The following is a 21,849-nucleotide window of genomic DNA, read 5'->3' as shown; positions in this document are numbered from 1 at the left end:
GTGCAGACCACCGCCCCCCTGAGGATCGTCGCCGTCGCGGCCGGGCTCAGCAGCCCCTCTTCCACCCGGCTGCTGGCCGACCGGCTCGCCGAGGCCACCCGCGAGAGGCTGGAGTCCGGTCAGGACCGCCGCGTCGAGGTCGAGGTCGTCGAGCTGCGCGACCTGGCCGTCGACATCGCCAACCACCTGGTCACCGGCTTCCCGCCGGCCGCCCTGAAGAAGGCGATCGACGCGGTGACCGGGGCGGACGGCCTGATCGCGGTGACCCCCGTGTTCACCGCCTCGTACAGCGGGCTGTTCAAGTCGTTCTTCGACCTGGTCGAGAACACCGCGCTGACCGGCAAGCCCGTCGTCGTCGCGGCGACCGGTGGGACCCCCCGGCACTCGCTGGTGCTGGAGCACGCGCTGCGCCCGCTCTTCGCCTACCTGCGGGCCGTGGTCCTGCCGACGTCCGTCTACGCGGCGTCGGAGGACTGGGGTTCGCACGGGGACGAGTACACCGAGGGCCTGCCCTCCCGGATCCGGCGCGCGGGCGGCGAGCTCGCCTCCGCCGTGACCGGGCGGACCGTCTCCGGCGCCTCCCGGACCCCGACCCTGGACGACGGCGACGACGCGGTCGTCCCGTTCGCCCAGCAGCTCGCCGATCTGCGCATCAGCTGACCGGACGTCCGGGGGCCGACACGGCCCCCGGACGTTCCGTTTGACTAGAGTTGGCGACGATATGCCGTGAATGTTCGAGCACGCTGGAGGCAGACATGGGCAGGATCGTCGTGGGCGTCGACGGGTCGGACGCATCGATCAAGGCACTGCGCTGGGCCGTACGCCAGGCCGAGCTGACCGGCGACACCGTCGAGGCGGTCAACAGCTGGGAGTACCCCGCGACCAGCTGGGGGTCCCTGATGCCGGGCATGCCGGAGGACTTCGACCCGCAGGCCGTGGCGACCGTGGCGCTCAACGAGGCGCTGGAGGAGGCCCTCGGCGCCGAGGGCGCGGCCGCGGTGGACAAGATCGTCGTGATCGGCAATCCCGCCCTGTCCCTGCTGGAGCGCGCCAGGGGCGCGAACCTCCTGGTCGTCGGCGCCCGTGGGTACAGCGGCTTCAAGGCGACCCTGCTCGGTTCGGTCAGCCTCCACGTCGCCCAGCACGCCACCTGCCCGGTCACCGTCGTGCGTGACTGAGCCGGCCAAAAGCTCCCTCGGCCGGGCGGGTCACTCGTGGCGGACCCGCCCGGACGGCTCGCCGTCAGCCCTGGGAGTTGATGTGGCCGATCACCCGGTCGAAGTCCTTCGTGGGTGAGAAGTCCACAAACTGGCAGTCCTCCAGGGCCTCGGGCACGTGCCCGGGCGGCCAGTAGAACGCCTGCCCCCGCTCGTACGTCTCGTACGCCTCCGGGCCGGTGCCGGTGCGCAGCTTCAGCCGCCCCTCGATCATGTAGCCCCAGTGCGGACAGGGGCACATGTCGTCGGGGAGGCCCTTGAGCGCCGGGCCCATGTCCGCGCCCTTGGCGAGCCGGATCAGGGCGACGCTCAGATCACCGCCGATCTCCGTCCTGCGCAGCTCGGCCGCGTCGGTCCGGACAGCGACGGGCGTCTCGTTCCATGTGGTTGCCGTCATGGCTCCTCCAGAGCCGTTTGCCGTACCCCCTTCCAGTCTGTGCCCGGCCCCGGCGGGGCGCGATGCCGGAGGACGGCGCCTCAGTTCTCGCGCGTGTAGTAGGCGTAGAACATCGTGCAGGTCATCCCGATGGCCAGCACCAGTCCGAGCAGGCCCGACGCCAGCACGCTGTTGCCGTGCAGGCTGTAGAGGAAGCCGACCGCGCCCCCGGTCAGCACGCCGTACGCAGCGGCGCGGAGCTCACGCGGCAGCGACCAGCGGACCCGCACGAGCGCGTAGCAGAGCGCGGCGAAGGCCACCCCGGAGACGACACCGAGCCAGATCTGCCCGTCGGTGGTCGCGCCGCCGTCCCGCTTGATGAAGAAGGCCCAGAAGCCGAGGATCACGCCCAGGACGAGGGGCATCGCCCAGGAGAGCGGGCCGTGCCCGTGGTGCGCCGGGGTGCTCGGCCGCGTCCGTCGGCGGGCCGGCATCGTTGCGTGTGTGGCCATGGCGCACAACTCCTCACGTCCGCCCCCGTCCCTGTGGTCCTCCCAGCGCACACCCGGCCCGGCCGCCCGGCAACTCGAACGGCGTACGGCCCCCGGCGCCCCGGCCCCGCACGGGATTGGCTGGTGCCTGTGCGGACCTATCTCTCAGCGGCCCTGTCGGCGGTACTGCTCGTCCTGCTCACCCTGCTGGTTCCGTTCGGCGCGCTGTCGGCCTGGGTCGACCTGGAGCTCGACGACACCGACCGGTATCTCGCCGCGGTCTCCCCGCTGGCCTCCGACGCCGAGGTGCAGGACACCGTGGCTCGCCTGGTCATGGACGAGGCGATGAAGAACATCGACCTCGGCCCGCTCCAGGACACGGCCGAGCAGTTCCTGCACGAGACCGCGCGGTCGTTCACCACGACCGAGGCGTTCCGGCGTGCCTGGGACAGCGCGAACCGTACGGCGCACCGGGCCGTGACCGCCTCGCTGCACGGGGACGACGGCCAGGCGGTCACCATCGACCTGGCGCCGGTGATCGAGGAGGTCAAGAAGGAGCTGGTCGACGACGGGGTGCCGTTCGCCGACCGGATCCCGGTCGTGGAGACCTCGATCACCGTCCTCTCCGCCGACCGCGCCGACGAGCTGCGGTCCTCGTTCCGGTGGCTGCGGTACTGCAGTGTCTGGCCGGCCGTCGGCACGGTGGTGCTGCTCGTCCTGGTGGTGGGTCTCGCGTTCGTACGCGGGGGCCGACGGGCGGGCCTGACGACCGTGGCCGTGGCGGGTGGCGGTCTCGTGCTCGGCGCGGCCCTGCTGCGGATCGCCGTCGCCGTCGGGCGCGACCGGGTGCTGGACCAGGTACCGGGCACCGACAGGGGCGGGGCCGCCGCCGTGTACGACGCGCTGACCGCCTCCCTGCGTACGACGGTGTGGATCGTGCTCCTCGTGGGAGCGGTCCTGGCGGTCGGCGGCGTGGTCGGCCGGGTCATGACGGGCAGGCGGGGGTAGCGGTCCCGCCGCCCCGGGCCCGACGTGCGGGGGTGCGCGGGCCGGGCGACAGTGGGATGCGTGGGAGCGGGGGCGAGTGGGAGGTCTGCCGTATGCGAGCAATCGCCGTCAGCGCGTTCCGTGCGGAGCCCGGCCTCGTCGAACTGCCGAAGCCCGGCCCCGGGGCGGGCGAGGTCCGCGTGAAGGTCGAGTACGCGGCACTCAACCCGCTCGACTGGCAGACCGCGGACGGCCCCCCGGGAGGCGTGCCTCCGCAGGTGTTCCCGCTCGTCCTGGGCACCGACTTCGCGGGCCGGGTGGACATGATCGGCAGCGGCGACAACCGCTTCCGGGTGGGCGACACGGTGTTCGGCCGGGTGACGGCACCACCGCCCGGACGCTGCGGGGCCTACGCCGAATACCTGTGCGTCGCCCAGGACTCCCCGATCGCCCTGGTCCCGCGCGACATGCCGCTCCAGGCCGCCGCCGCGCTCCCGACGGCCGGGACGACCGCCGCGCAGATCCTGTCGAGCACCGCCGTGCGCAGCGGGCTGAGCCTGCTGGTCGTCGGGGCGACGGGCGGCGTCGGCAGCTTCCTGACCCAGCTCGCGGCGGCCCGGGGGACAGCGGTGGTCGCGGCCGTACGGGGCGACGAGGGACGGCGTATGAAGGCCCTCGGTGCCACCGCCACCATCGACACGACGGGCGGTACCGAAGCATCGGCGTCCGCGGTGCGCGCCCTCTACCCGGAGGGCGTCGACGCTCTGGTCGACCTCGTCTCCACGGACACCGCCTCCTTCGCCGCGTACGCCGCCCTGCTGCGGGACGGCGGGGTCGCGGTCACCACCCGGAGCGTGGCGGCGCCGCCGGGTGTCGCCTGGTCCGACTACCGGCTCGCCCCCACCGCCGCGTTGCTGGAGGAACTGGCCTCGGCGGTGGCACACGGGGGGCTGGACGTGCCCATCGACATGGAGCTCCCCCTGGAGAAGGCGCCGCAGGCACTCGTCCAGAACCGCGCGGGCGGGGCCCGCGGCAAGACCGTCTTCGCCGTCTGAAGGACACCGGACCGGGAGAGACCCATGGCCGACCAGGACATCTTCGAGAACATCGACGAACTGATCACCGAGGAACGCGCCCTGCGCGCCCGCTCCACCGCGGAGCTGGGCCTCTCCTCCGAGGAGCGCTCACGACTGGGTGAGGTCGAGGTCCAGCTGGACCAGTGCTGGGACCTGCTGCGGCAGCGGCGCGCACTCAGCGAGTACGGCGAGGACCCCTCGGAGGCGAGGGTACGGCCCGCCGGCGAGGTGGAGGGCTACCGGAGTTAGGGGGCAGCCGGATCGTGTGGGGCCCGCGGCGCCTGGAGACGTTCCATCTCGCGGCGGTCCCGTTTGGTCGGGCGGCCCGTGCCCCGGTCACGGACCGGGACCTGGATCGCCGCCTCGCGGGGCGGCGGGGGCGGGCTGTTGTCTACGAAGCACTCGGCCGCGACCGGCGGCCCCACCCGCTTCTTCACGATCTTGGAGACGACCACGATCCGGTCCCGGCCCGCGTGCCGCAGCCGTACCTCGTCGCCCGCCCTCAGAGCCTGGGCGGGCTTCGCACGCTCGCCGTTGACCCGCACGTGTCCCGCCCGGCAGGCGGCAGCCGCCTGCGACCGGGTCTTCGTCAGCCGGACCGCCCAGATCCAGGCGTCGACCCGGACGCTTCCCTCCGCCTGCGGCGCCTCACCGGAAACCATGTGTCCGACTCTAGTGCGGTGAGGCGCCCCGGACGCGGTCAGGAACCGAAGTCGCCGATGACCTCGGACATGTTGTAGCTGTACATCTCACGCTTGCACCCGGGGCACGCGGTGGTCGGCGCGTGCTCGCCGAGGGAGTAGAGCTGCGGGGCGAAGCCGTCACCGCGGCCGTGCGCGAGGTAGAAGTCCTCCGGCCCGATCGAGGACTGCAGGACCTTCGTGTTCGCGACGAGCTGCGGCGTACCGCCCACCGTCTGCGGGGTGGCCTGGAGCAGCCGCCCGTTGGAGGAAGCGTTGCTGCGGTGGAAGTACCACTTGCCCTCGTAGCGCGTCACGCCCTGCATCTTGTGCCACAGGTCCTCGCCGTTGAACGAGGCACCGGCCGGCAGCCCGTAGGCGAGGTCGGCACTGGCGGCAGTCCCCGCGGCACCCTCGACAGCGGCGGTCAGTGCTGTCATCGGGTAGGTGCCGACACGGCCCGTGCTGTCGCCGCCGTTGTTGTGGTTGCAGTACTCACCGAGCACCAGGTGATCCGTGTCCGTCCGGTCCAGCGAGATGTACGAGGCCTTCGGGCGACCGGTGGAGTAGCACTGGTTCCCCTTCGTGGTCCCGCTGTTCTTCGCCGTGGTGAACTTCAGCGTGGCGACCTGGGGCATCACGTACCGGTAGCCGTAGCTGTACCAGACGTTGCTCTGGCGGCCCACCCGCTTCTTGTCCAGCACATCACTGACCAGGCCGTCCGGGGTCGGGTCGTTGACGTCGGCGTCGTTGTCCGGGTTGAGGTCCATGATCCTGCGGAGGTCGAAGACGCGCATGCCGTTGGCGGTGTCGGCCACGTACAGGTGGTTGCCGTACCAGACCATGCCGCCCGCGTGGATGCCCTGCTGCGCCTTGCAGGAGGCCGTCACGGTGGACGTGCACTTGCCCTCACGGGCGTGCAGGGCGTCGAAGGAGATGTGGTCCTTGGAGTTGACGTAGGGCCAGACCAGCAGCACATGGCGGTACATCTGGGTGGCCTGGTTGAAGAAGCTGACCCGGATGCCCTTCTCGTTGCAGGCGTCGGAGGCCGATTCCTGGACGCAGTTGTCCCGGCCCGCGGTGAGGTCGCTGCGGCCGGGGTTGGCGTCGTCGTAACCGGCCACGGCGATCGGCTCGGCGTTCGACGAGCCCCAGTCCTCGTCCTCCTGCGCGTCCGAGACTCCGGTGATCGCCTGCGGGATCCACTCCGTGGACGTGGCGTCGTCGTCCTTCCAGCAGATGCGGTGGTTCACGGCGAGGTCGGGGCCGTAGATGCTCTTGCTGCCGCAGGCACCCTCCCAGCCCGCGGGGCGGTTGGCCTGCTCCATGAGCTCGGTGAGGCCCTGCTTGGGCAGCGCGGCGTCCAGGTCGTTCACGAGGCCGGTGAGGGAGGACCCCGCCTCCAGCTTGAAGTCCCCGGCGCGGCCCGGGACCGGGGCCGGCAGCACGTCGGCGGGGGCCAGGCCGGAGCCGTCGGGGCCGGCCAGGTCGTCCTGCTCACCCTCGGGGGCGTCCTCGAATCCGTCGTCCGGCATGCCCTCGTGACCGGGCACGGGGTCGTCGGCTGCGATGGTGCCCGGGGCTTCGGCGGGCGTGGCGGCGGCACCCGCCGCCGGCACGAATGCCGACAGCAGGGCGCCTGCCGCCACGGCGCATGCCGCGAGGCGTGTCCTGCGGGATGGTTGTCCCATGTGGGGGCCCTTCGTGAGTGCGGATGGATCCGCCGGCGCACCTGATACGTGATCAGGTGCGCCGGCCGGTCACGCTAGCAACGCGCCCCGGACCCTCGTCCGCACATTTGAACGACACCCATAAGGCATGCACCGTACGGGCACAGGCCGTAGGACCGCTTCCGCTTCAGACGCCGATGTCGCCGCCGTCCTTGCGCCACACGGCGACGACCGACGGGCGGACGATCCGGCCCGGCCCGTCCGGCCACACGCTCGCCGGCTTCTCGACGGAGGCACCGTCGACCTCCCCCGGGTGCTGGACGGCGACGAGGACACGCCGGTCCTGGATCACCGGCCCGCAGGTCTCCGCGCCGGTGGGGACGGTCAGGAACTGCTTCAGCTCACCGCGCCGTTCGCCCAGCGTCGCCACGCCGAACAGTCCGTCGTGCGAGCCGAGCTGGTTCCCGTCCGTGGAGATCCACAGGTTGCCGTGGTCGTCGAAGGCCACGTTGTCCGGGCAGGAGATGGGGCTGACCTTCTCCTTGGGGAAGCCGGAGAAGTACGTCGACGGGTCCTCCGGGTCTCCAGCGACGAGGAAGAGCCGCCAGGCGAAGCCGTCACCCGCGGGGTCGTCCCAGTGCTCGGCGAGCTCCAGGATCTGACCGTGCTTGTTGGCGTTGCGCGGGTTGGCCTCGTCCGCGCCCGCCTTGCCCGCCTTGCCGCGGTCGGTGTTGTTGGTCAGGGCGACGTACACCCGGCCGGTGCGCGGCGAGGGCTCGACGTCCTCCGGGCGGTCCATCTTCGTCGCGCCGACCTTGTCGCCGGCCAGGCGGGTGAAGACGTACACCTCCTCGGCCGTCATGCCCGGGACGTGCGAGGTCGTGCCGGTGGCGAGCGGTATCCAGACACCGCTTCCGTCGAACTCGCCGTCGGACGGCAGCTTGCCCGTGCCGTCGAACTCCGCGGCGGGCGAGTCCCCGGTCAGCTTGGCGACGTAGAGCGTGCCCTCGTCGAGCAGCGTGAGGTTGTGCTCACGGGCGGCCCGGGAGTCGCCCTTCTTCATCCGCTTGCTGGAGACGAACTTGTAGAAGTAGTCGAACCGTTCGTCGTCACCCATGTAGACCACGGGGCGGCCGTCCGCGGTCAGCCGGGGCTGCGCCGCCTCGTGCTTGAAGCGGCCGAGCGCGGTCCGCTTGCGGGGCGTCGAGTCGGGGTCGTACGGGTCGAGCTCGACGACCCAGCCGAAGCGGTGCGCCTCGTTGGGCTCCTGGGCGAGGTCGAAGCGCTTGTCGAACCGCTCCCACTTGCGCTCCGTCGCGGCCGTGCCGATGCCGTAGCGCTTGTCGGTGTCGCTGGAGCCGTTGGCGAAGTACTGGTTGAAGTTCTCCTCGCCGTGCAGCGTGGTGCCCCACGGAGTGGTGCCGCCCGCACAGTTGTTGAGGGTGCCGAGCACCTTGCGGCCACTGCGGTCGGCGGAGGTGCGGAGCAGCGGGCTGCCCGCGGCCGGGCCGGTGACCCGGAATTCGCTGGTCGCGGTGAGACGGCGGTTCAGCGGGTGGCGGTTGACCGGCGTGAGCTTGCCGGTGCGGTTCTCCTCCTGCACGACGACCACGGAGAGTCCGTGTGCCGCCCAGGCGATCTCGACCTGCTCACGGGTCGGACTGGCCGGATCGTATCCACGGAACATCAGGATCTCGTCCGTGTACTCGTGGTTGGCGACCAGCACCTGACGGCCGCGCTCACCCCGGAGCGGGAGCAGGGAGAGGAAGTCGTTGTTGTAACCGAACTGGCCCGCCTGCGCCTTCGCGGACTGCTTGTCCGGGTCGAAGGCGGGAGCGCCGCGCAGGATCGGTTCGCCCCAGCGGATCACGACGTTCTGGCCGTAGCCGTCGGGGATCGTGACCCGGTCGTCCTTGTTGGGTGCCACGGCCGCGAAGCGCAGGCCCCGGGCGCCCGGGGCGGCCGGCTTCGGCTTGCTGCCCGAACGGCCCGCGAGCGGCGCGGCCTCGGCGTCCGGAGCCGCCGGACCCGTGAGAGCGGCGGTCCCGGCGGCCGTGGCCACGGTGACCACGGCGGCGGCGCGCATCATCGAACGGCGGGACAGGGCACCGGCGATGATGTCGCCGGCGTACTCGTTCCCACTGGTGTTCGGGATCTCCTGGAAGCAGGCGTCACCGCAGCGGTAGCGGCAGGTCAGCGCGGAGCGCCCGCCCTGGTGCGAGCCGATGAGCGGCAGCAGATTGCGCACGTTTTCGTCCCTCCGTCTGTGTGTCACGCGTGACGGTAGGTGCGCATCCACGCCATACGTGGGACTGCCGGTGAACGGAGGGTGAAGTCCGGGACACCGCCGGCCTCCCGGCGGCCGGGGCCGGTCCGAGGACTCGGTCACGACTCGGTTGGAGCTCGGTTGACTCAGGGGCGGGCCGCGCCGACGAACGGCCGGATCCGGCCGCTAACCTTACGTATCCGCCCTGGCCAGGGATCAATTCCCGCAGTACGGACATTTATCGCACCCAACTCATGCGAAAGGCCTCGCCCATGGGCATTCGGAGCTTGCTGCGCAAGGTGTTCGGCCGGACGGAGCAGGACGAGCCGACCACGGCCACCGTCCCGCCCCAGGCCGAGCGCACCCAGCCCACGGAGTCGGAGCCGGAGACGACCTCCGCCTCGGCGGCCGAGCCCGCGAAGGCCTCGGTACCGGCCCCGGCCTCCCCCTCGGACCGTTCGGCCGGTGCCGAGCACGACAGCGGCCAGGCGTCGGACCTGGTCGCGGCGGCCTTCGACAAGGCTTCCGCGTCGTCGGCACCCACGACGACGACCTCCACCCCCGCGCCGAGGGTCCCGGCCCAGGGCTCGGACCCGGAGGCCAAGCCGGCTGCGGACGCCGGTGCCGCCGCGGAGGACGCGAAGGACACGGCGGCGGAGAACGCCGCCGAGGCCGAGCCGGCCGTCGTGGCGCCGATCACGATCGACATGGACCCGGAGCCCGAGCCTGAGGCTACGCAGCCGAAGGCGGAGTCCGAGCCGGAGGCTGCGCCCGTCGCGGCACCTGCCGAGGCCGACTCGAAGGCCCCGGTGGAGACCCGCCTGGAGGCCGAGCCGGAGGCCGCGGCCGGACCGGCCGAGCCCGTCGCGGCATCCCCCGTGGTGGAAGAGCCCTCCCCCGCCGAGGCGCCCGCCGCAGCGGAGAAGACCGTGGACGAGCCCGAGCCGGCCGCGGTCGAGAAGCCTGTCACCGCGCCGGAGCCGGTCGCCGAGCCCGAGGCCGAGGCCGTCGCAGAGCCCGAGGCCGTCGAGTCCAAGGCCGTCGCCGAGCCCGAGCCGGCACCCGCGCCCGAGGCGCCGAAGGCCGAACCGGCGGCAGAGGCGGCCGCACAGCCGGTTGCCGAGCCGGTTGCGGAGACCGTCGTCGAGCCGGTTGCCGAGCCCGTCGTCGGCACCCCGCCCGTCGTCGAAGCCGCGCCCGAGGTGGCACCCGCCCCCGTCGCCGTCGCCGAGCCCGAGCCGGTCTTGGCCGAGCCCGTCGCCGCCGCGGAACCGGTCGTCGCACCGGAGCCCGTCGCCGCCGAGCCCGTCACGGCGCCGGAGCCCCTCGCCGTCGCCGAACCGGTCGCCGAGCCCAAGGACGTCGAGCCCGCCGGCAAGCCCGCCGTCACGCTCGCCCGGGTCAAGTCCTCGGCTCCCGGACTCGTCGCCCCGTACAAGGCGGCGCAGACCGCGCTCAAGGCCCACGGGCTGACCGGGCTTCGGGCCACCGTGTACCTGGTCCTCGACCGCTCCGGCTCCATGCGGCCGTTCTACAAGGACGGCAGCGCCCAGCACCTGGGTGACCGCACGCTGGCGCTCGCCGCGCACCTCGACGCCGACGCCACCGTGCCCGTCGTCTTCTTCTCGACCGACATCGACGGCACCGGCACGGTCGACCTCACCGCCCACGAGGGCCGGATCGACGAGCTGAACGCGGGCCTCGGCCGGCTGGGCCGTACGAACTACCACCGGGCCGTCGAGGAGGTCGTCACGCACTACGAGAAGTCCGGGGCCACCGGCCCCGCGCTGGTGATCTTCCAGACGGACGGCGCCCCGGACGCCAAGGTGGCGGCCAAGCAGGCGCTGGCGGACGCGGCACGGCTGCCGCTGTTCTTCCAGTTCGTCGCGTTCGGCGAGGAGGACTCGAAGGGCTTCGACTTCCTGCGCAGGCTGGACGTCGGGAACGCCGGGTTCTTCCACGCGGGCCCCGCCCCGCGCGAGGTGCCCGACGCGGCCTTCTACCGGGAGGTGCTCGCCGGGCTCTCCGCCTGGACCGCCGCCCGCGGAGTCGTCGCGGAGGACTGATCCACCGGCAGCCGTACGGTCACGGCGAGCCCGCCCTCCGGGCCGGGCACCGCCGTGGCCGTACCGCCGTGGGCCAACGCGATGGAACGCACGATCGACAGCCCGAGCCCCGAGCCCTGGCCCATCCGGTCCCGCCCCTCCCCACGCCGGAAGGGCTGGAAGAACCCGGCGATGTCCCCTTCCACCACCGAGGGACCTGTGTTGCGGACCACCAGGGCCCCGTCCGCCGCCAGTGACACCTGCACCCGGCCACCGGACACGTTGTAACGCACAGCGTTGGACAGCAGGTTCGCCACCAGTTGCGCGAGGAGCTGCCGGTTCCCGCGTACGACGCAGGGCTCGGCCGCGACCGTGATCTCCGGGCGGGACGCAGGTGACCGCTCCGTCGCCGCGAGGGGCCGGGCGGCCTCCTCACCGACCACCCGCGCCAGGTCCACCGGCGCGCGCTCGCTCTTCGCGAGCCCCCGTTCGCTGCGCGCCAGCACCAGCAGGCCCTCGATGAGCCGCTCACTGCGCCGGTTGTTGTCCAGCAGCGTCTGCCGGGTGCGTACGAGGTCCTCCGGTGACGGGTCGTCGAGCCCGATCTGGATCGCCGCCCGCTGGGTCGCCAGCGGGGTCCGCAGCTCGTGCGAGGCGTTGGCGATGAAGCGGCGCTGGCTGTCGAAGGCCTTCTCCAGCCGGGCCAGCAGCGCGTCGAGCGTCTCTCCCAGCTCCTTCAGTTCGTCGTCCGGACCACTGGACGCGATCCGCTCGTGCAGGGTGTGCTCGGAGAGCCGTCGCGCCTTCGCGGTCATCGCGTGGACGGGCCGCAGCACCCGGCCCGCGGTCCACCAGCCCACCCCGACAGCGCACCCTGTCATGACGAGCAGCGCGGCGGCCGACCAGTACAGGAGCTCCTTGCTCGCGGCGTCACTGACGTCGTCGGTCAGGTCGTAGACCGTGGGCGGTCCGAGGCGGCCCCGTGCGTGCAGGGGGCCGTTGACCGCGAAGCCTGGCTGGGCGACCGCGGCCGACGTGGCGATGGCGCGCGCCTGCGAGTCCGTGCCGGCGCGTGAGGCCAGGTTGACCGTGGTGAGCAGGGCCGTGCCGAGCACCAGGAAGACCCCGCCGTAGACGAGGGCGATCCGCATCCGGATCGTCGAGTGCCGCACCTGGGCGGCCCCGGTCGCTCTCACCAGGCCCAGCAGACGGCTCACAGGGCGTACCCGACGCCCTGCACCGTGCGGATCAGCGCCGGTTCTCCCAGCTTGGCGCGGAGCTTGCTCATACAGACGCGTACTGCGCCCGTGAAGGGGTCCGCGTTGGCGTCCCAGGCCCGCTCCAGCAGTTCCTCGGCGCTGACGGTGGCCCCGTCGGCCTCCAGCAGCAGCTGCAGCACGGTGAACTCCTTCGGCGACAGATCGAGGTCCCGCCCGTCCCGGGTGGCGGCACGGCGGACACTGTCGAGCCTGATGCCGTGTCTCTCCAGCTGCGGTGGGACCGGACGGGCGCTGCGGCGCCGCAGGGCACGCACCCGTGACACCAGCTCGGGGAACTCGAAGGGCTTGCTCACGTAGTCGTCGGCACCCAGATCGAGCCCCTCCACCCGGTCCTCCATGGTCCCCGAGGCGGTGAGCATCAGGATCCTGGTGCGCGAGCCGGTCGCCACGAGCCTGCGGGCCACGTCGTCACCGTGCACCCGGGGAAGATCCCGGTCCAGGACGACCACGTCGTAGTCGTGCAGTCCCAGATAGGCGAGTGCCGCGTCCCCGCTGTACACGGTGTCCACGGCGAATCCGGCGCGCCGCAGCCCGGTCGCCACCAGTTCCGCCAGAATCTCCTCGTCCTCGGCGACCAGTACCCGCATCGTGTTGTCCCCTGCCTCGTGCACGCGTGCCCACTCCTCCCAGGATGCGTCTTTGGTACGGGAAAGGATGTTTCGCAAAGCTCTCCGCGGCCCGGGCGGCCGTTATCGATGTGAGTGGATCTCCCACGGACCGTTAGGATTTCGACCATGGCGGCCACTGGATCCGAGAAGCAAGGGGGCGACGGCGTGAAGAGTTTCTACGTATCGACCCCCATTTACTACGTCAACGACGCTCCTCACCTGGGCCACGCCTACACGACCGTCGCAGGCGACGTGCTCACCCGCTGGCACCGCCAGCGCGGCGAGAAGGTGTGGTACCTCACCGGCACGGACGAGCACGGTCAGAAGATCATGCGCACGGCCGAGGCGAACAACGTCACCCCCCAGGCCTGGTGCGACAAGCTCGTCGAGGAGGCCTGGAAGCCCCTCTGGGAGCACCTGAACATCGCGAACGACGACTTCATCCGGACGACGGAGAAGCGGCACACGGACCGTGTGCAGGAGTTCGTGCAGGACCTCTTCGACAAGGACCAGATCTACAAGGGCGGGTACGAAGGCCCGTACTGCGTGGGCTGCGAGGAGTACAAGCTCCCCGGGGACCTGATCGAGGCCGAGGACGGCACGAAGCTGTGCCCGATCCACAAGAAGCCGGTGGAGCTCCTCAAGGAGGAGAACTACTTCTTCAAGCTGAGCGAGTACGGCCCGAAGCTCATGGAGTTCTACGCGGCCAACCCGGACTTCATCCAGCCCGAGTCCGCCCGCAACGAGATCGTGAACTTCGTCAAGCAGGGTCTCCAGGACCTGTCGATCTCGCGCTCCACCTTCGACTGGGGCGTCCCGGTCCCGTGGGACCCGAAGCACGTGATCTACGTGTGGATCGACGCCCTGCTCAACTACGCCACGGCGGTCGGCTACGGCGCCAACCAGGAGAAGTTCGACGGCACCTTCCCGGCGGACGTCCACCTGATCGGCAAGGACATCCTGCGCTTCCACTCGGTCATCTGGCCGGCCATGCTGATGGCGCAGGGTCTTCCGCTGCCCGGCAAGGTCGTCGCCAACGGCTGGCTGATGGTCGGCGGCGAGAAGATGTCGAAGTCGAACCTGACGGGAATCAAGCCGCAGGACCTGACCTCGCACTTCGGCGTGGACGCCTACCGCTGGTACTTCCTGCGGGCCATCGCGTACGGCAGCGACGGCTCCTTCTCGTGGGAGGACTTCAGCGCCCGCTACACCTCCGAGCTGGCCAACGACTACGGCAACCTCGCCTCGCGCGTCGCGGCCATGGTCGGCAAGTACTTCGGCGGTGCGCTCCCGGAGGCCACGGCCGACGGTGACGCCGAGCGTGCGGTCCAGGAGGGTCTGGCGCAGGCGGTCGCCACGGCGGACGCCAGGATCGGCGAGGAGCTGGACTTCCAGGGCGGCATCCTGGCGATCTTCGACTTCGTGAAGCAGGTCAACGGCTACATCACGGAGCAGGAGCCCTGGAAGGTCGCCAAGGACACGTCGCCGGAGGGCCAGGCCCGTCTCGCGGCCATCCTCTACACGGCGGCCGAGTCGCTGCGCGGTGTCGCGGTCCTGCTGAACTCCGTGATGCCGGACACCTCGCAGAAGCTGTGGGACTCCCTGGGCGCCGAGGCGTCCCTGGGCGCCCTGGCCGACCAGCGGGTCCAGGACGCGGGCCGCTGGGGACAGCTGCCCGCGGGCGCGACGGTGACGAAGGGCGCGGTGCTTTTCCCGCGCCTGGAGGAGAAGCCCGCGTAAGCGGCAGTACGCGACGCAGGAGCCCGGGTCCCGATGTGTTCGGGACCCGGGCTCCCGCGTGTGATGCGTCAGGACGTCCGTCCACGTCACCTTGCCAGCGACGCGGCGTCCCCCATCACGATCACGGGGGACTTCGCGGGGTCCAGGAGGAGCAGGAGCTCCCGCATCCTGTCCTCGGTGAGCGAGACACAGCCCTGGGTGGGCCCGCCGTGGTCCACGTGGACCCAGATGCCGCCGCCGCGCTCCTCGCCGAGGGGCCTCTCGCGGTCCAGCGGGGACGTGCCCGGGGTCCGGTTGTAGTTGATCGCCACGACGTAGTCGAAGGACCCCTCCAAGGGCTCGCCCAGGAAGCCCTCGCCGCTCACCGCGAAGCGGGCCTCCTCGTCGTACGGGAGCAGGGCGCCCGGGTCAGGCAGCCGGCCGCCCGCGTCCGTGAGGCCGAAGACCCCGACGGGCGACCTGAGGTCGTCGGCGAGGTGACGGTCCGTCCAGCCCTCCATGCCGTTGTGGGCGGGCCAGGGGCCCGCCTCGGGTCTCCAGCCGAGGGCCGGGTCGTCGAGGCTGTGGAGCACGACCGCGGAGCGGTTGGAGTCCGGGCCCTTCCCGGTCACCACCAGGGCCTGCCGGGCCGTGGCAGGGATTCGCGCCCGGGTCTCCGGGCCCAGGTCCGGAATCTCCGCCGGGGTGCGGGACGGCTCCACGGAAAGGGTCTGCCCGGTCCCGGACCCCGGCCCGGCTGCCCCTCCGGGCGCCTCGGGGTCGGAGGTCTGGACCGCTCCGGCGGAACAGCCGATGACCAGCAGGAACATGACGACGAGCAGAACATGGGGGCGACGGGGGACGGACACGGTGCGGAACTCCTCGGTGAGGGGCGGACGGGCACTTCCCGTGCCAGTCCTTGCCGGGCCCGACGGCACCGAATCGGAACCGGGGCCATCCGGATGTACCCGGTTCGGGTACCCGAGGTCCGTGAAGTTCCACATGGTCCACCCGTACGCAGGCAAAGAACCCGGAACCTTCGCGGTTCCGGGCTCCTCACCGGGGGTTCGGGAACGACGCTGCCGCGCCCGGGCCCCTAGAGGCCGGTGCCGTCGTGGGTCTCGTCGGGGTCGACGCCCATCGTGATCGAACCGGTCACGCCGCGCGCCATCCTGCCCTTGCGGTACGAGAGTTTCAGCAGCCCGCCCGTCACGCCGCTCCGGTCGTAGATGGTGTCCTCGGTCAGGGTGGTCCGGGTGGTGGTGCTCGTCGAGTACGGCTCCTCCTCGGCGGAGTCGAGGACCGCGGACTCGTCGAAGAAGAACTGGCCGGTGTGGCAGGTGTGGCCGCCCTCGTACCCGGCGTCGGTCATCTTCCCGCCGACGTGCACCTTGGTGTGGATGTGCACGGCACGGCCCTGGTACCAGCCCGGGAAGATCGTCGTGAACTCCACGAAGCCGTGCTGGTCGGTGAGCTGGGTACCCCGCAGGTAGCGCTCGTCGTCGGTGGGTTCGCTGTGCCCGCCGCCACCGCCCGGGCCGCCGGACGGGGGCGTCCCGGTGGGGGTGCCGCTCGGTGCGTCGGTGGGTACGCCGGTCGGCGCGTCGGTCGGGGCCCCGCTCGGCGGGGTGCCGCCGCCGGGGCCGCCCTGGCTCATGCTCTCGTAGCCGGAGTAGATCCCCAGCGCGTCGCAGTGCCAGATGTCGACAGCCGCCTTCTTCAGCGGCTTGCACGTGTCGGAGTCGATCACCTTGAGGCGGAGGGTCAGAGGGATGCCCTCCTTGTCCTCGGTGATGTCCTTCCGGATCTTGTCGGCGTCGATGTAGTACGGGCCCTCGGTGGTCTCCGAGGTCAGCCGGTAACACACCTCGCCCTGCCCGGCCTTCGTGGCGGAGGCGGCGCTCTTCTCCTCGCCGGCCGAGGCGGTGGCGACGGCACCTGCCCCGACTCCGGCTGCGGCCACGACCGCTCCACCGGCCAGGATCACCCTGCGCCGGGTCATGTCCTTCTTGTGTGCGGGTCCCTGATTCTCTGTCATGAACCGGGAGACTAGGCAGCCCGGCTGGCAGGAACATGGGTGCCGGCTGTGTGTTCCTGTGCGTGTGCCGTGACCGTCCACGGCACCGGAACGCAGTCCCCGACGAAAGAACGGTCCGTACCGAAAACAGTCCCCGGCCGGGTGGCCGGGGACTGTTTCACGTGGAACCGAAGCGGAACCGCCGCCGCCTACTTCGCGCCGGTGTCCCTCGCCACGGAGTCCTTGGCCTCGGCCTTCTCCTTGGCCGAGGCGGCGGGCTTGCGGAGCTGGATGTTCAGCTCGCGCAGCCGCACCTCGTCAAGCACGGTCGGGGCGCCCATCATCAGGTCCTGGGCGTTGCCGTTGAGCGGGAAGGCGATCGTCTCGCGGATGTTCGGCTCGTCGGCGAGCAGCATCACGATGCGGTCGACACCCGGGGCGATGCCACCGTGCGGCGGGGCGCCGAGACGGAAGGCGCGGAGCATGCCCGCGAACTCGTGCTCGACGGTCTCGCGGTCGTAGCCGGCGATCTCGAAGGCCTTGATCATCAGCTCGGGCTCGTGGTTACGGATGGCGCCGGAGGACAGCTCGATGCCGTTGCAGACGATGTCGTACTGCCAGGCGAGGATGTCCAGCGGGTCCTTCGTCTCCAGGTCCTCCAGGCCGCCCTGCGGCATCGAGAAGGGGTTGTGGGAGAAGTCGATCCGGCCCGTCTCCTCGTCCTTCTCGTACATCGGGAAGTCGACGACCCAGCAGAACCGGAAGACGCCCTCCTCGAAGTGCCCGGCGCGCTTCGCGGCCTCGACACGGACGGCGGACATGATCTTGGAGACCTCGTCGAACTCGCCCGCCCCGAAGAAGACCGCGTGGCCGGGAACGAGGGAGAGCCGCTCGGTGAGCGTCTTGACGTCCGTCTCGGTGAGGAACTTGGCGATCGGTCCCGCCAGCGTGCCGTCCTCGCCGACGCGGACCCAGGCGAGGCCCTTGGCGCCGTGCTCGACGGCGTACTCACCGAGGCCGTCGAAGAACTTCCGGGACTGACCCGCGGTGTCCGGCACCGGCAGGGCGCGGACGTGCTTGCCGGCGAACGCCTTGAACCCGGAGTCGGCGAAGACGTCGGAGATGTCGACGAGCTCCAGCTTGGCCCGGAGGTCCGGCTTGTCGTTGCCGTACTTCAGCATCGACTCGCGGAACGGGATGCGCGGGAACGGCGAGGTGACGTGGCGGCCGTTGCCGAACTCCTCGAAGAGCTCGGTCATGAGCTTCTCGATCGGCTGGAAGACGTCCTCCTGCTCGACGAACGACATCTCGACGTCGAGCTGGTAGAACTCGCCCGGCGAACGGTCGGCGCGGGCGTCCTCGTCGCGGAAGCAGGGCGCGATCTGGAAGTACCGGTCGAAGCCGGAGATCATCAGCAGCTGCTTGAACTGCTGCGGCGCCTGCGGGAGGGCGTAGAACTTGCCCGGGTTCAGCCGGGACGGGACCACGAAGTCACGGGCGCCCTCGGGAGAGGTCGCGGTGAGGATCGGCGTCGCCATCTCGTTGAAGCCCAGGGCGACCATCTTGGAGCGGATGGACGCGATCACGGCCGAGCGCAGCATGATGTTGCGGTGCATGCGCTCACGGCGCAGGTCGAGGAAGCGGTACTCCAGGCGCCGCTCCTCGTTGACGCCGTCCTCGGTGTTGATCGTGAAGGGCAGCGGTCCGGCCTCGCCCAGCACCTCGACCTCGGTGACCTCGATCTCGATCTCACCGGTCGGGAGCTCCGGGTTGACGTTGTCGGCGCCGCGCGCGGAGACCTTGCCGTCGATCCGGACGACGGTCTCCTTGGTCAGCTTCGCCAGGGCGTCGTTGCCGGGGGTGCCGGGGCGGGCGACGAGCTGCACCAGACCGTAGTGGTCGCGCAGATCGATGAAGAGGATGCCGCCCAGGTCTCGGCGATTGTGCAGCCAGCCGCTCAGCCGGACGTCGGTGCCGACGTCAGAGGCGCGGAGCTCGCCGCAGGTGTGGGACCTGTACCGATGCATCGTCGTTCATCCAGTCTTCGCGGTCGGGGTGGATTGACACCCCAGGCTACCGCCCGTGGACGCACCGCTTCATTGGCATTGTCGCCGCACGGCTGTACGGGACGTGCCCGGCGGCCTCCCGCGCTCGCTGCACGCGGCCGCCCCTCGGTGGCGACGGAGTGAACAATCTTCCTAAAGTGGGGCAATGCGCACCGAGGAGATCCTGGCTGCGATCGGGACCGGTCTGTGGAGCTGGGACAGCTCATCGGGCACGGTCGCGTTCGACGCGGAGGCGGCACGGCTGGTGGGACTGCCCGCCGAGGCCACCGTCCGCCCCGGCGAGGAGGTGCGTCCCCGCTTCCACCCGGCCGACTGGAACGAGATCGACGGCATCGTGAACTTCGCGATCGCCGAGGGCACGCTGGCCGAGGCCAGGATTCGCATCGTGGACGAGGACGGCGAGGTCGTACGCACGGTCCGCTCCCGGTCCAAGCCGGTTCCGCTGGACACCCCCGGTCGCCACACGTACGTGCTGATGGGCATCCTCCAGGAGGTCGCCCCGCCCTCGGAGGCCACCGCGGCGCAGACCCCCCTCACGGGCGACTGGCGGCGGTCACGGGAGGCGTTCCTGCTGGACGCCGGACGGGCGCTGGCCGAGGCGGGGTCCACGGAGGAGGTGCTGCGGGTCGCCGGTTCGCTCTCCATGCCCGGGTTCTCGCCGGACGGACTGGCCGTCTTCGGGGTCTCGGGCGAACGGCTGACCGTCATCGGCCACCACGGACACAACATCGGTGACGAGAAGCCGTTCACGGACATGCTGCTGGAGACCGACTATCCGGCTGCCGAGGTCGTCCGCACCGGGCAGGCGATCTACCTCGCGTCGCCCGAGGAGTACCGGCAGCGCTTCCCCACCACCTGGCCCCTCGCCAGCAGCTTCGGACGCCGGTCCTGGGCCTTTCTGCCGCTCATCTCGTCGGGCCGCACCATGGGCGCCTGGATGGCCGGGTTCCGCCACAACGTGGCCTTCTCGCCTGACGAGCGGTCCGTGCTGAACACGGTGGCACGCATGCTGGCCCAGGCGCTGACGCGCGCCGGCACCGCCGAGACCGAGCGCGAGCTGTCGCTGGGCCTCCAGAGGGCGATGAGGCCGTCCCTCGGCCCGGATGTGCCCGGCCTGTCGGTGGCGGCCCGCTACATCCCGACGGGAGGGGGACTCCAGGTGGGCGGCGACTGGTACGACATGATCCCGCTCCCCAACGGCCGTATCGCCCTCGTCATCGGAGACGTCCAGGGGCACGACGTGCGGGCGGCGGGGCTGATGGGCCAGCTGCGGATCGCTCTGCGCGCGTACGCGTCCGAGGGGCACCGCCCCGACGCGGTGCTCTCCCGGGCCTCACGTTTCCTGTCCGGGCTGACGGAGTCCTACGACCTCGCCGACGACGAGGACCGGTCCGACGCGACGCGCTTCGCGACCTGCCTGTACGCGGAGGTCGACCCCGAGGCCGGCACGCTCGACATCGCCCGGGCCGGACACCCCGACCCGGTGGTGATCAGCGTCGACGGCACCGCCGTGATCCGGCAGACCGCCGGAGGTCTGCCGCTGGGCGTGGAGAACGACGCGGACTACCCGACCACCCGTGTCGTGCTGGGGCCGGGCGAGACGATCATGCTGTGCACGGACGGGCTCATCGAGACCGGCGGACACGACATGGCGACGGGATGGGCCAGGCTCCGGCCGGTCCTGGAGAAGCCCGTCGACGACCTGGAGGAGCTCGCGGAAGCTCTCGTCCAGGCCGTGCACGGCCCGGGCTCGCACTACACGACCGGGCCGCTGGTGGACCGGCGTGAGGACGACATCGCGGTGCTGGTGCTGCGCCGCGAGGTCGCCCGTACGCGCAGGATCCCGGGCAGGCGATCGGCGATGACCATCGCCCAGGCGGAGCCCGAGCGGATCGCGGCCGCCCGACAGCAGTTGCGGGCGCTGCTGCACGACTGGGCCGACGCGGAACAGGTCGACTCGGCCGAGCTCATGGTCTCCGAGATGGCCACGAACGTACTCGTCCACACCGACGGGGACGCGCTGCTCGTGGCGGAGGTGACGGGTGAGCCGGGCGAGCGGCGGCTGCGCGTCGAGGTGGCCGACGCCAGCGACGAGCTGCCGCACAAGCGGCGGCCGGGGGAGATGGCGTCCAGCGGCCGCGGACTGGTGCTGATGGAGATGCTCGCCGACGCCTGGGGGGTGGACCCGAGGGGCGAGGGGAAGTCGATCTGGTTCGAGCTGTACGAGTCGGCGGAGCCGACGGAACTGGCCGCCGCCGGATCATGAACGACCGGTGACCTCGGGCCCCTCGCCACCGGCGGCGTACCCCTTGCGCAGCTCGCCGATCACCCCGACCGCCGCGGCGCACAGGGGCACCGCCAGCAGCATGCCCAGCAGCCCCGCGACACTCGCCCCCGCGGTCAGCGCGATCATGATCATGGCGGGGTGCATCTGGACGGTCCGGCTCTGGATGACGGGCTGGAGCACATGGCCCTCCAGCACCTGCACGGCGACCACCACTCCCAGCGCCCAGAGCGCGATCACGATGCCCCGGTCCGCGAGCGCGACCAGCACGGCGACGGCACCGGAGATGAAGGCCCCCAGATAGGGGATGTAGGCGCCGACGAACACCAGCGCGCCCAGCCCCGCCGCGCCCGGCACCCGCAGGATCAGCAGGCCCACCGTGATGCACAGCGCGTCGATCAGGGCGATGAAGGTGGTGCCGCGCATGAACCCCTCGACGGCCTCGAAGGCCCTGCGGCCCATGGCCTCCACGAGGTCACCCGTGCCACGGGGGGCGATGCTGTGGGCGAAGCGCGCGGCACGGTCGGAGTCGCGGAGGAAGAAGAAGGTCAGCAACAGCGCCAGGACACTCGTGGTCACGAGCGACCCGATGAGGCTGATCCCGCTGAGCAGTCCGCCCGCCGCGCTCGCACCGAACTTCTCGACGAGTCCCTTGGCGTTGTCCGCCAGGTCGTCGACGTTCGCCACGCCCTCGATGTCGAAGTGGTCGATGACCCACTGCGCGGCGTCCTTCAGCGACTGCACGATCTGGTCGCCGCTGTCGACGAGCGCGGTGACGACGATGTATCCGGCGCCCCCGACCACCGCGACGAGCGCGGCGCACGTGAGTCCGGCGGCCACCGACCGGTTCACCCCGTGGGCGGTCAGCCAGCGCTGGACGGGGCCGAGGAGCGCGGTGCCGAGGAGCGCCAGCAGGACCGGGGTGACCGCGGTCTTGAGCGCCACGCTCAGCCAGACCGCCACTGCCGCGACGCCGACGGCCAGGAGCAGAACGCCGCACCAGGCGGCCGTCCGCCGCGCGGCGTCGGGCAGGAGGGGCTTCCGGGTAGGCACCCTCCCACCCGATC

Annotated in this window: 19 protein-coding genes; 8 read left to right on the top strand and 11 right to left on the bottom strand. The window is 71.3% G+C overall.

From position 1 onward, the window contains the following. Both P8A20_RS18645 and P8A20_RS18640 read left to right on the top strand, forming a co-directional pair. On the top strand, positions 1–660 hold the full coding sequence (locus P8A20_RS18645; protein WP_306103892.1) for an FMN reductase: 660 nt from the start codon (positions 1–3) through the stop codon (positions 658–660). A gap of 95 nt (positions 661–755) precedes the next feature. Beyond that, complete coding sequence (locus P8A20_RS18640; protein WP_147958658.1) at positions 756–1,178, top strand: universal stress protein; 423 nt, start codon at positions 756–758, stop codon at positions 1,176–1,178. Positions 1,179–1,242: 64 nt separating this feature from the next. On the opposite strand, the gene P8A20_RS18635 is transcribed toward P8A20_RS18640, so the two are convergent. Continuing rightward, a complete protein-coding gene (locus P8A20_RS18635) occupies positions 1,243–1,614 on the bottom strand; it encodes a cupin domain-containing protein (protein WP_306103891.1) in 372 nt (123 codons plus the stop codon). Positions 1,615–1,694: 80 nt separating this feature from the next. Then, the gene (locus P8A20_RS18630) at positions 1,695–2,105 is read right to left on the bottom strand and encodes a hypothetical protein (protein ID WP_147958656.1); all 411 of its coding nucleotides are present in this window, start codon (positions 2,103–2,105) and stop codon (positions 1,695–1,697) included. A gap of 129 nt (positions 2,106–2,234) precedes the next feature. Between P8A20_RS18630 and P8A20_RS18625 the strand changes: the two genes are divergently transcribed. From P8A20_RS18625 to P8A20_RS18615, 3 genes are all read left to right on the top strand, one after another. Then, positions 2,235–3,092, top strand: a complete 858-nt coding sequence (locus P8A20_RS18625; RefSeq protein WP_306105170.1) for a hypothetical protein — start codon at positions 2,235–2,237, stop codon at positions 3,090–3,092. Between the two features lie 92 nt (positions 3,093–3,184). Next, positions 3,185–4,126: an NADP-dependent oxidoreductase gene (locus tag P8A20_RS18620; protein WP_306103890.1), complete on the top strand. Its 942-nt coding sequence runs from the start codon at positions 3,185–3,187 to the stop codon at positions 4,124–4,126. Positions 4,127–4,150: 24 nt separating this feature from the next. Then, positions 4,151–4,396 carry a DUF2630 family protein gene (locus tag P8A20_RS18615; protein ID WP_147958653.1) on the top strand — a complete coding sequence of 82 codons (246 nt, stop codon included), beginning with the start codon at positions 4,151–4,153 and terminating at the stop codon, positions 4,394–4,396. On the opposite strand, the gene P8A20_RS18610 is transcribed toward P8A20_RS18615, so the two are convergent. The 3 genes from P8A20_RS18610 to P8A20_RS18600 all read right to left on the bottom strand — a co-directional run bounded on the left by P8A20_RS18610 (position 4,393) and on the right by P8A20_RS18600 (position 8,745). Then, positions 4,393–4,809: an Hsp15 family ribosome-associated heat shock protein gene (locus tag P8A20_RS18610; RefSeq protein WP_147958652.1), complete on the bottom strand. Its 417-nt coding sequence runs from the start codon at positions 4,807–4,809 to the stop codon at positions 4,393–4,395. The genes P8A20_RS18615 and P8A20_RS18610 overlap by 4 nt on opposite strands. A 38-nt stretch (positions 4,810–4,847) precedes the next feature. Further along, a complete protein-coding gene (locus tag P8A20_RS18605) occupies positions 4,848–6,518 on the bottom strand; it encodes a hypothetical protein (RefSeq protein ID WP_306103889.1) in 1,671 nt (556 codons plus the stop codon). Positions 6,519–6,684: 166 nt separating this feature from the next. Continuing rightward, on the bottom strand, positions 6,685–8,745 hold the full coding sequence (locus P8A20_RS18600; protein ID WP_147958650.1) for a PhoX family protein: 2,061 nt from the start codon (positions 8,743–8,745) through the stop codon (positions 6,685–6,687). A 290-nt stretch (positions 8,746–9,035) separates the two neighbouring features. Between P8A20_RS18600 and P8A20_RS18595 the strand changes: the two genes are divergently transcribed. Next, positions 9,036–10,829 (top strand): VWA domain-containing protein, encoded by a 1,794-nt coding sequence (locus P8A20_RS18595; RefSeq protein ID WP_306103888.1) that lies wholly within the window; start codon positions 9,036–9,038, stop codon positions 10,827–10,829. On the opposite strand, the gene P8A20_RS18590 is transcribed toward P8A20_RS18595, so the two are convergent. Further along, on the bottom strand, positions 10,763–11,959 hold the full coding sequence (locus P8A20_RS18590; RefSeq protein ID WP_306105169.1) for a sensor histidine kinase: 1,197 nt from the start codon (positions 11,957–11,959) through the stop codon (positions 10,763–10,765). The genes P8A20_RS18595 and P8A20_RS18590 overlap by 67 nt on opposite strands. 62 nt (positions 11,960–12,021) lie before the next feature. Further along, positions 12,022–12,675: a response regulator transcription factor gene (locus P8A20_RS18585; RefSeq protein WP_187282172.1), complete on the bottom strand. Its 654-nt coding sequence runs from the start codon at positions 12,673–12,675 to the stop codon at positions 12,022–12,024. A gap of 147 nt (positions 12,676–12,822) precedes the next feature. On the opposite strand from P8A20_RS18585, the gene metG reads away from it, so the two are divergent. After that, on the top strand, positions 12,823–14,436 hold the full coding sequence (metG, locus tag P8A20_RS18580) for a methionine--tRNA ligase (protein WP_147958646.1): 1,614 nt from the start codon (positions 12,823–12,825) through the stop codon (positions 14,434–14,436). An 86-nt stretch (positions 14,437–14,522) separates the two neighbouring features. Here metG and P8A20_RS18575 read toward each other — a convergent pair whose 3' ends face one another. From P8A20_RS18575 to aspS, 3 genes are all read right to left on the bottom strand, one after another. Then, complete coding sequence (locus P8A20_RS18575; RefSeq protein ID WP_147958645.1) at positions 14,523–15,284, bottom strand: hypothetical protein; 762 nt, start codon at positions 15,282–15,284, stop codon at positions 14,523–14,525. Between the two features lie 227 nt (positions 15,285–15,511). Continuing rightward, the gene (locus P8A20_RS18570; protein ID WP_147958644.1) at positions 15,512–16,453 is read right to left on the bottom strand and encodes an intradiol ring-cleavage dioxygenase; all 942 of its coding nucleotides are present in this window, start codon (positions 16,451–16,453) and stop codon (positions 15,512–15,514) included. Positions 16,454–16,641: 188 nt separating this feature from the next. Further along, positions 16,642–18,459: an aspartate--tRNA ligase gene (gene aspS, locus P8A20_RS18565; protein ID WP_147958643.1), complete on the bottom strand. Its 1,818-nt coding sequence runs from the start codon at positions 18,457–18,459 to the stop codon at positions 16,642–16,644. A 184-nt stretch (positions 18,460–18,643) separates the two neighbouring features. Between aspS and P8A20_RS18560 the strand changes: the two genes are divergently transcribed. Next, positions 18,644–20,764 carry an ATP-binding SpoIIE family protein phosphatase gene (locus tag P8A20_RS18560; RefSeq protein WP_147958642.1) on the top strand — a complete coding sequence of 707 codons (2,121 nt, stop codon included), beginning with the start codon at positions 18,644–18,646 and terminating at the stop codon, positions 20,762–20,764. Here P8A20_RS18560 and P8A20_RS18555 read toward each other — a convergent pair. Continuing rightward, positions 20,759–21,835, bottom strand: a complete 1,077-nt coding sequence (locus P8A20_RS18555; RefSeq protein ID WP_306103887.1) for an AI-2E family transporter — start codon at positions 21,833–21,835, stop codon at positions 20,759–20,761. The genes P8A20_RS18560 and P8A20_RS18555 overlap by 6 nt on opposite strands. Between the last annotated feature and the right edge of the window lie 14 nt (positions 21,836–21,849).

The organism is Streptomyces sp. Alt3, from assembly GCF_030719215.1.
Classification (GTDB): Bacteria; Actinomycetota; Actinomycetes; order Streptomycetales; family Streptomycetaceae; genus Streptomyces; species Streptomyces glycanivorans.
Note: the sequence above shows the minus strand (reverse complement) of the source record. Positions and strands in the feature narration are given on the sequence as shown.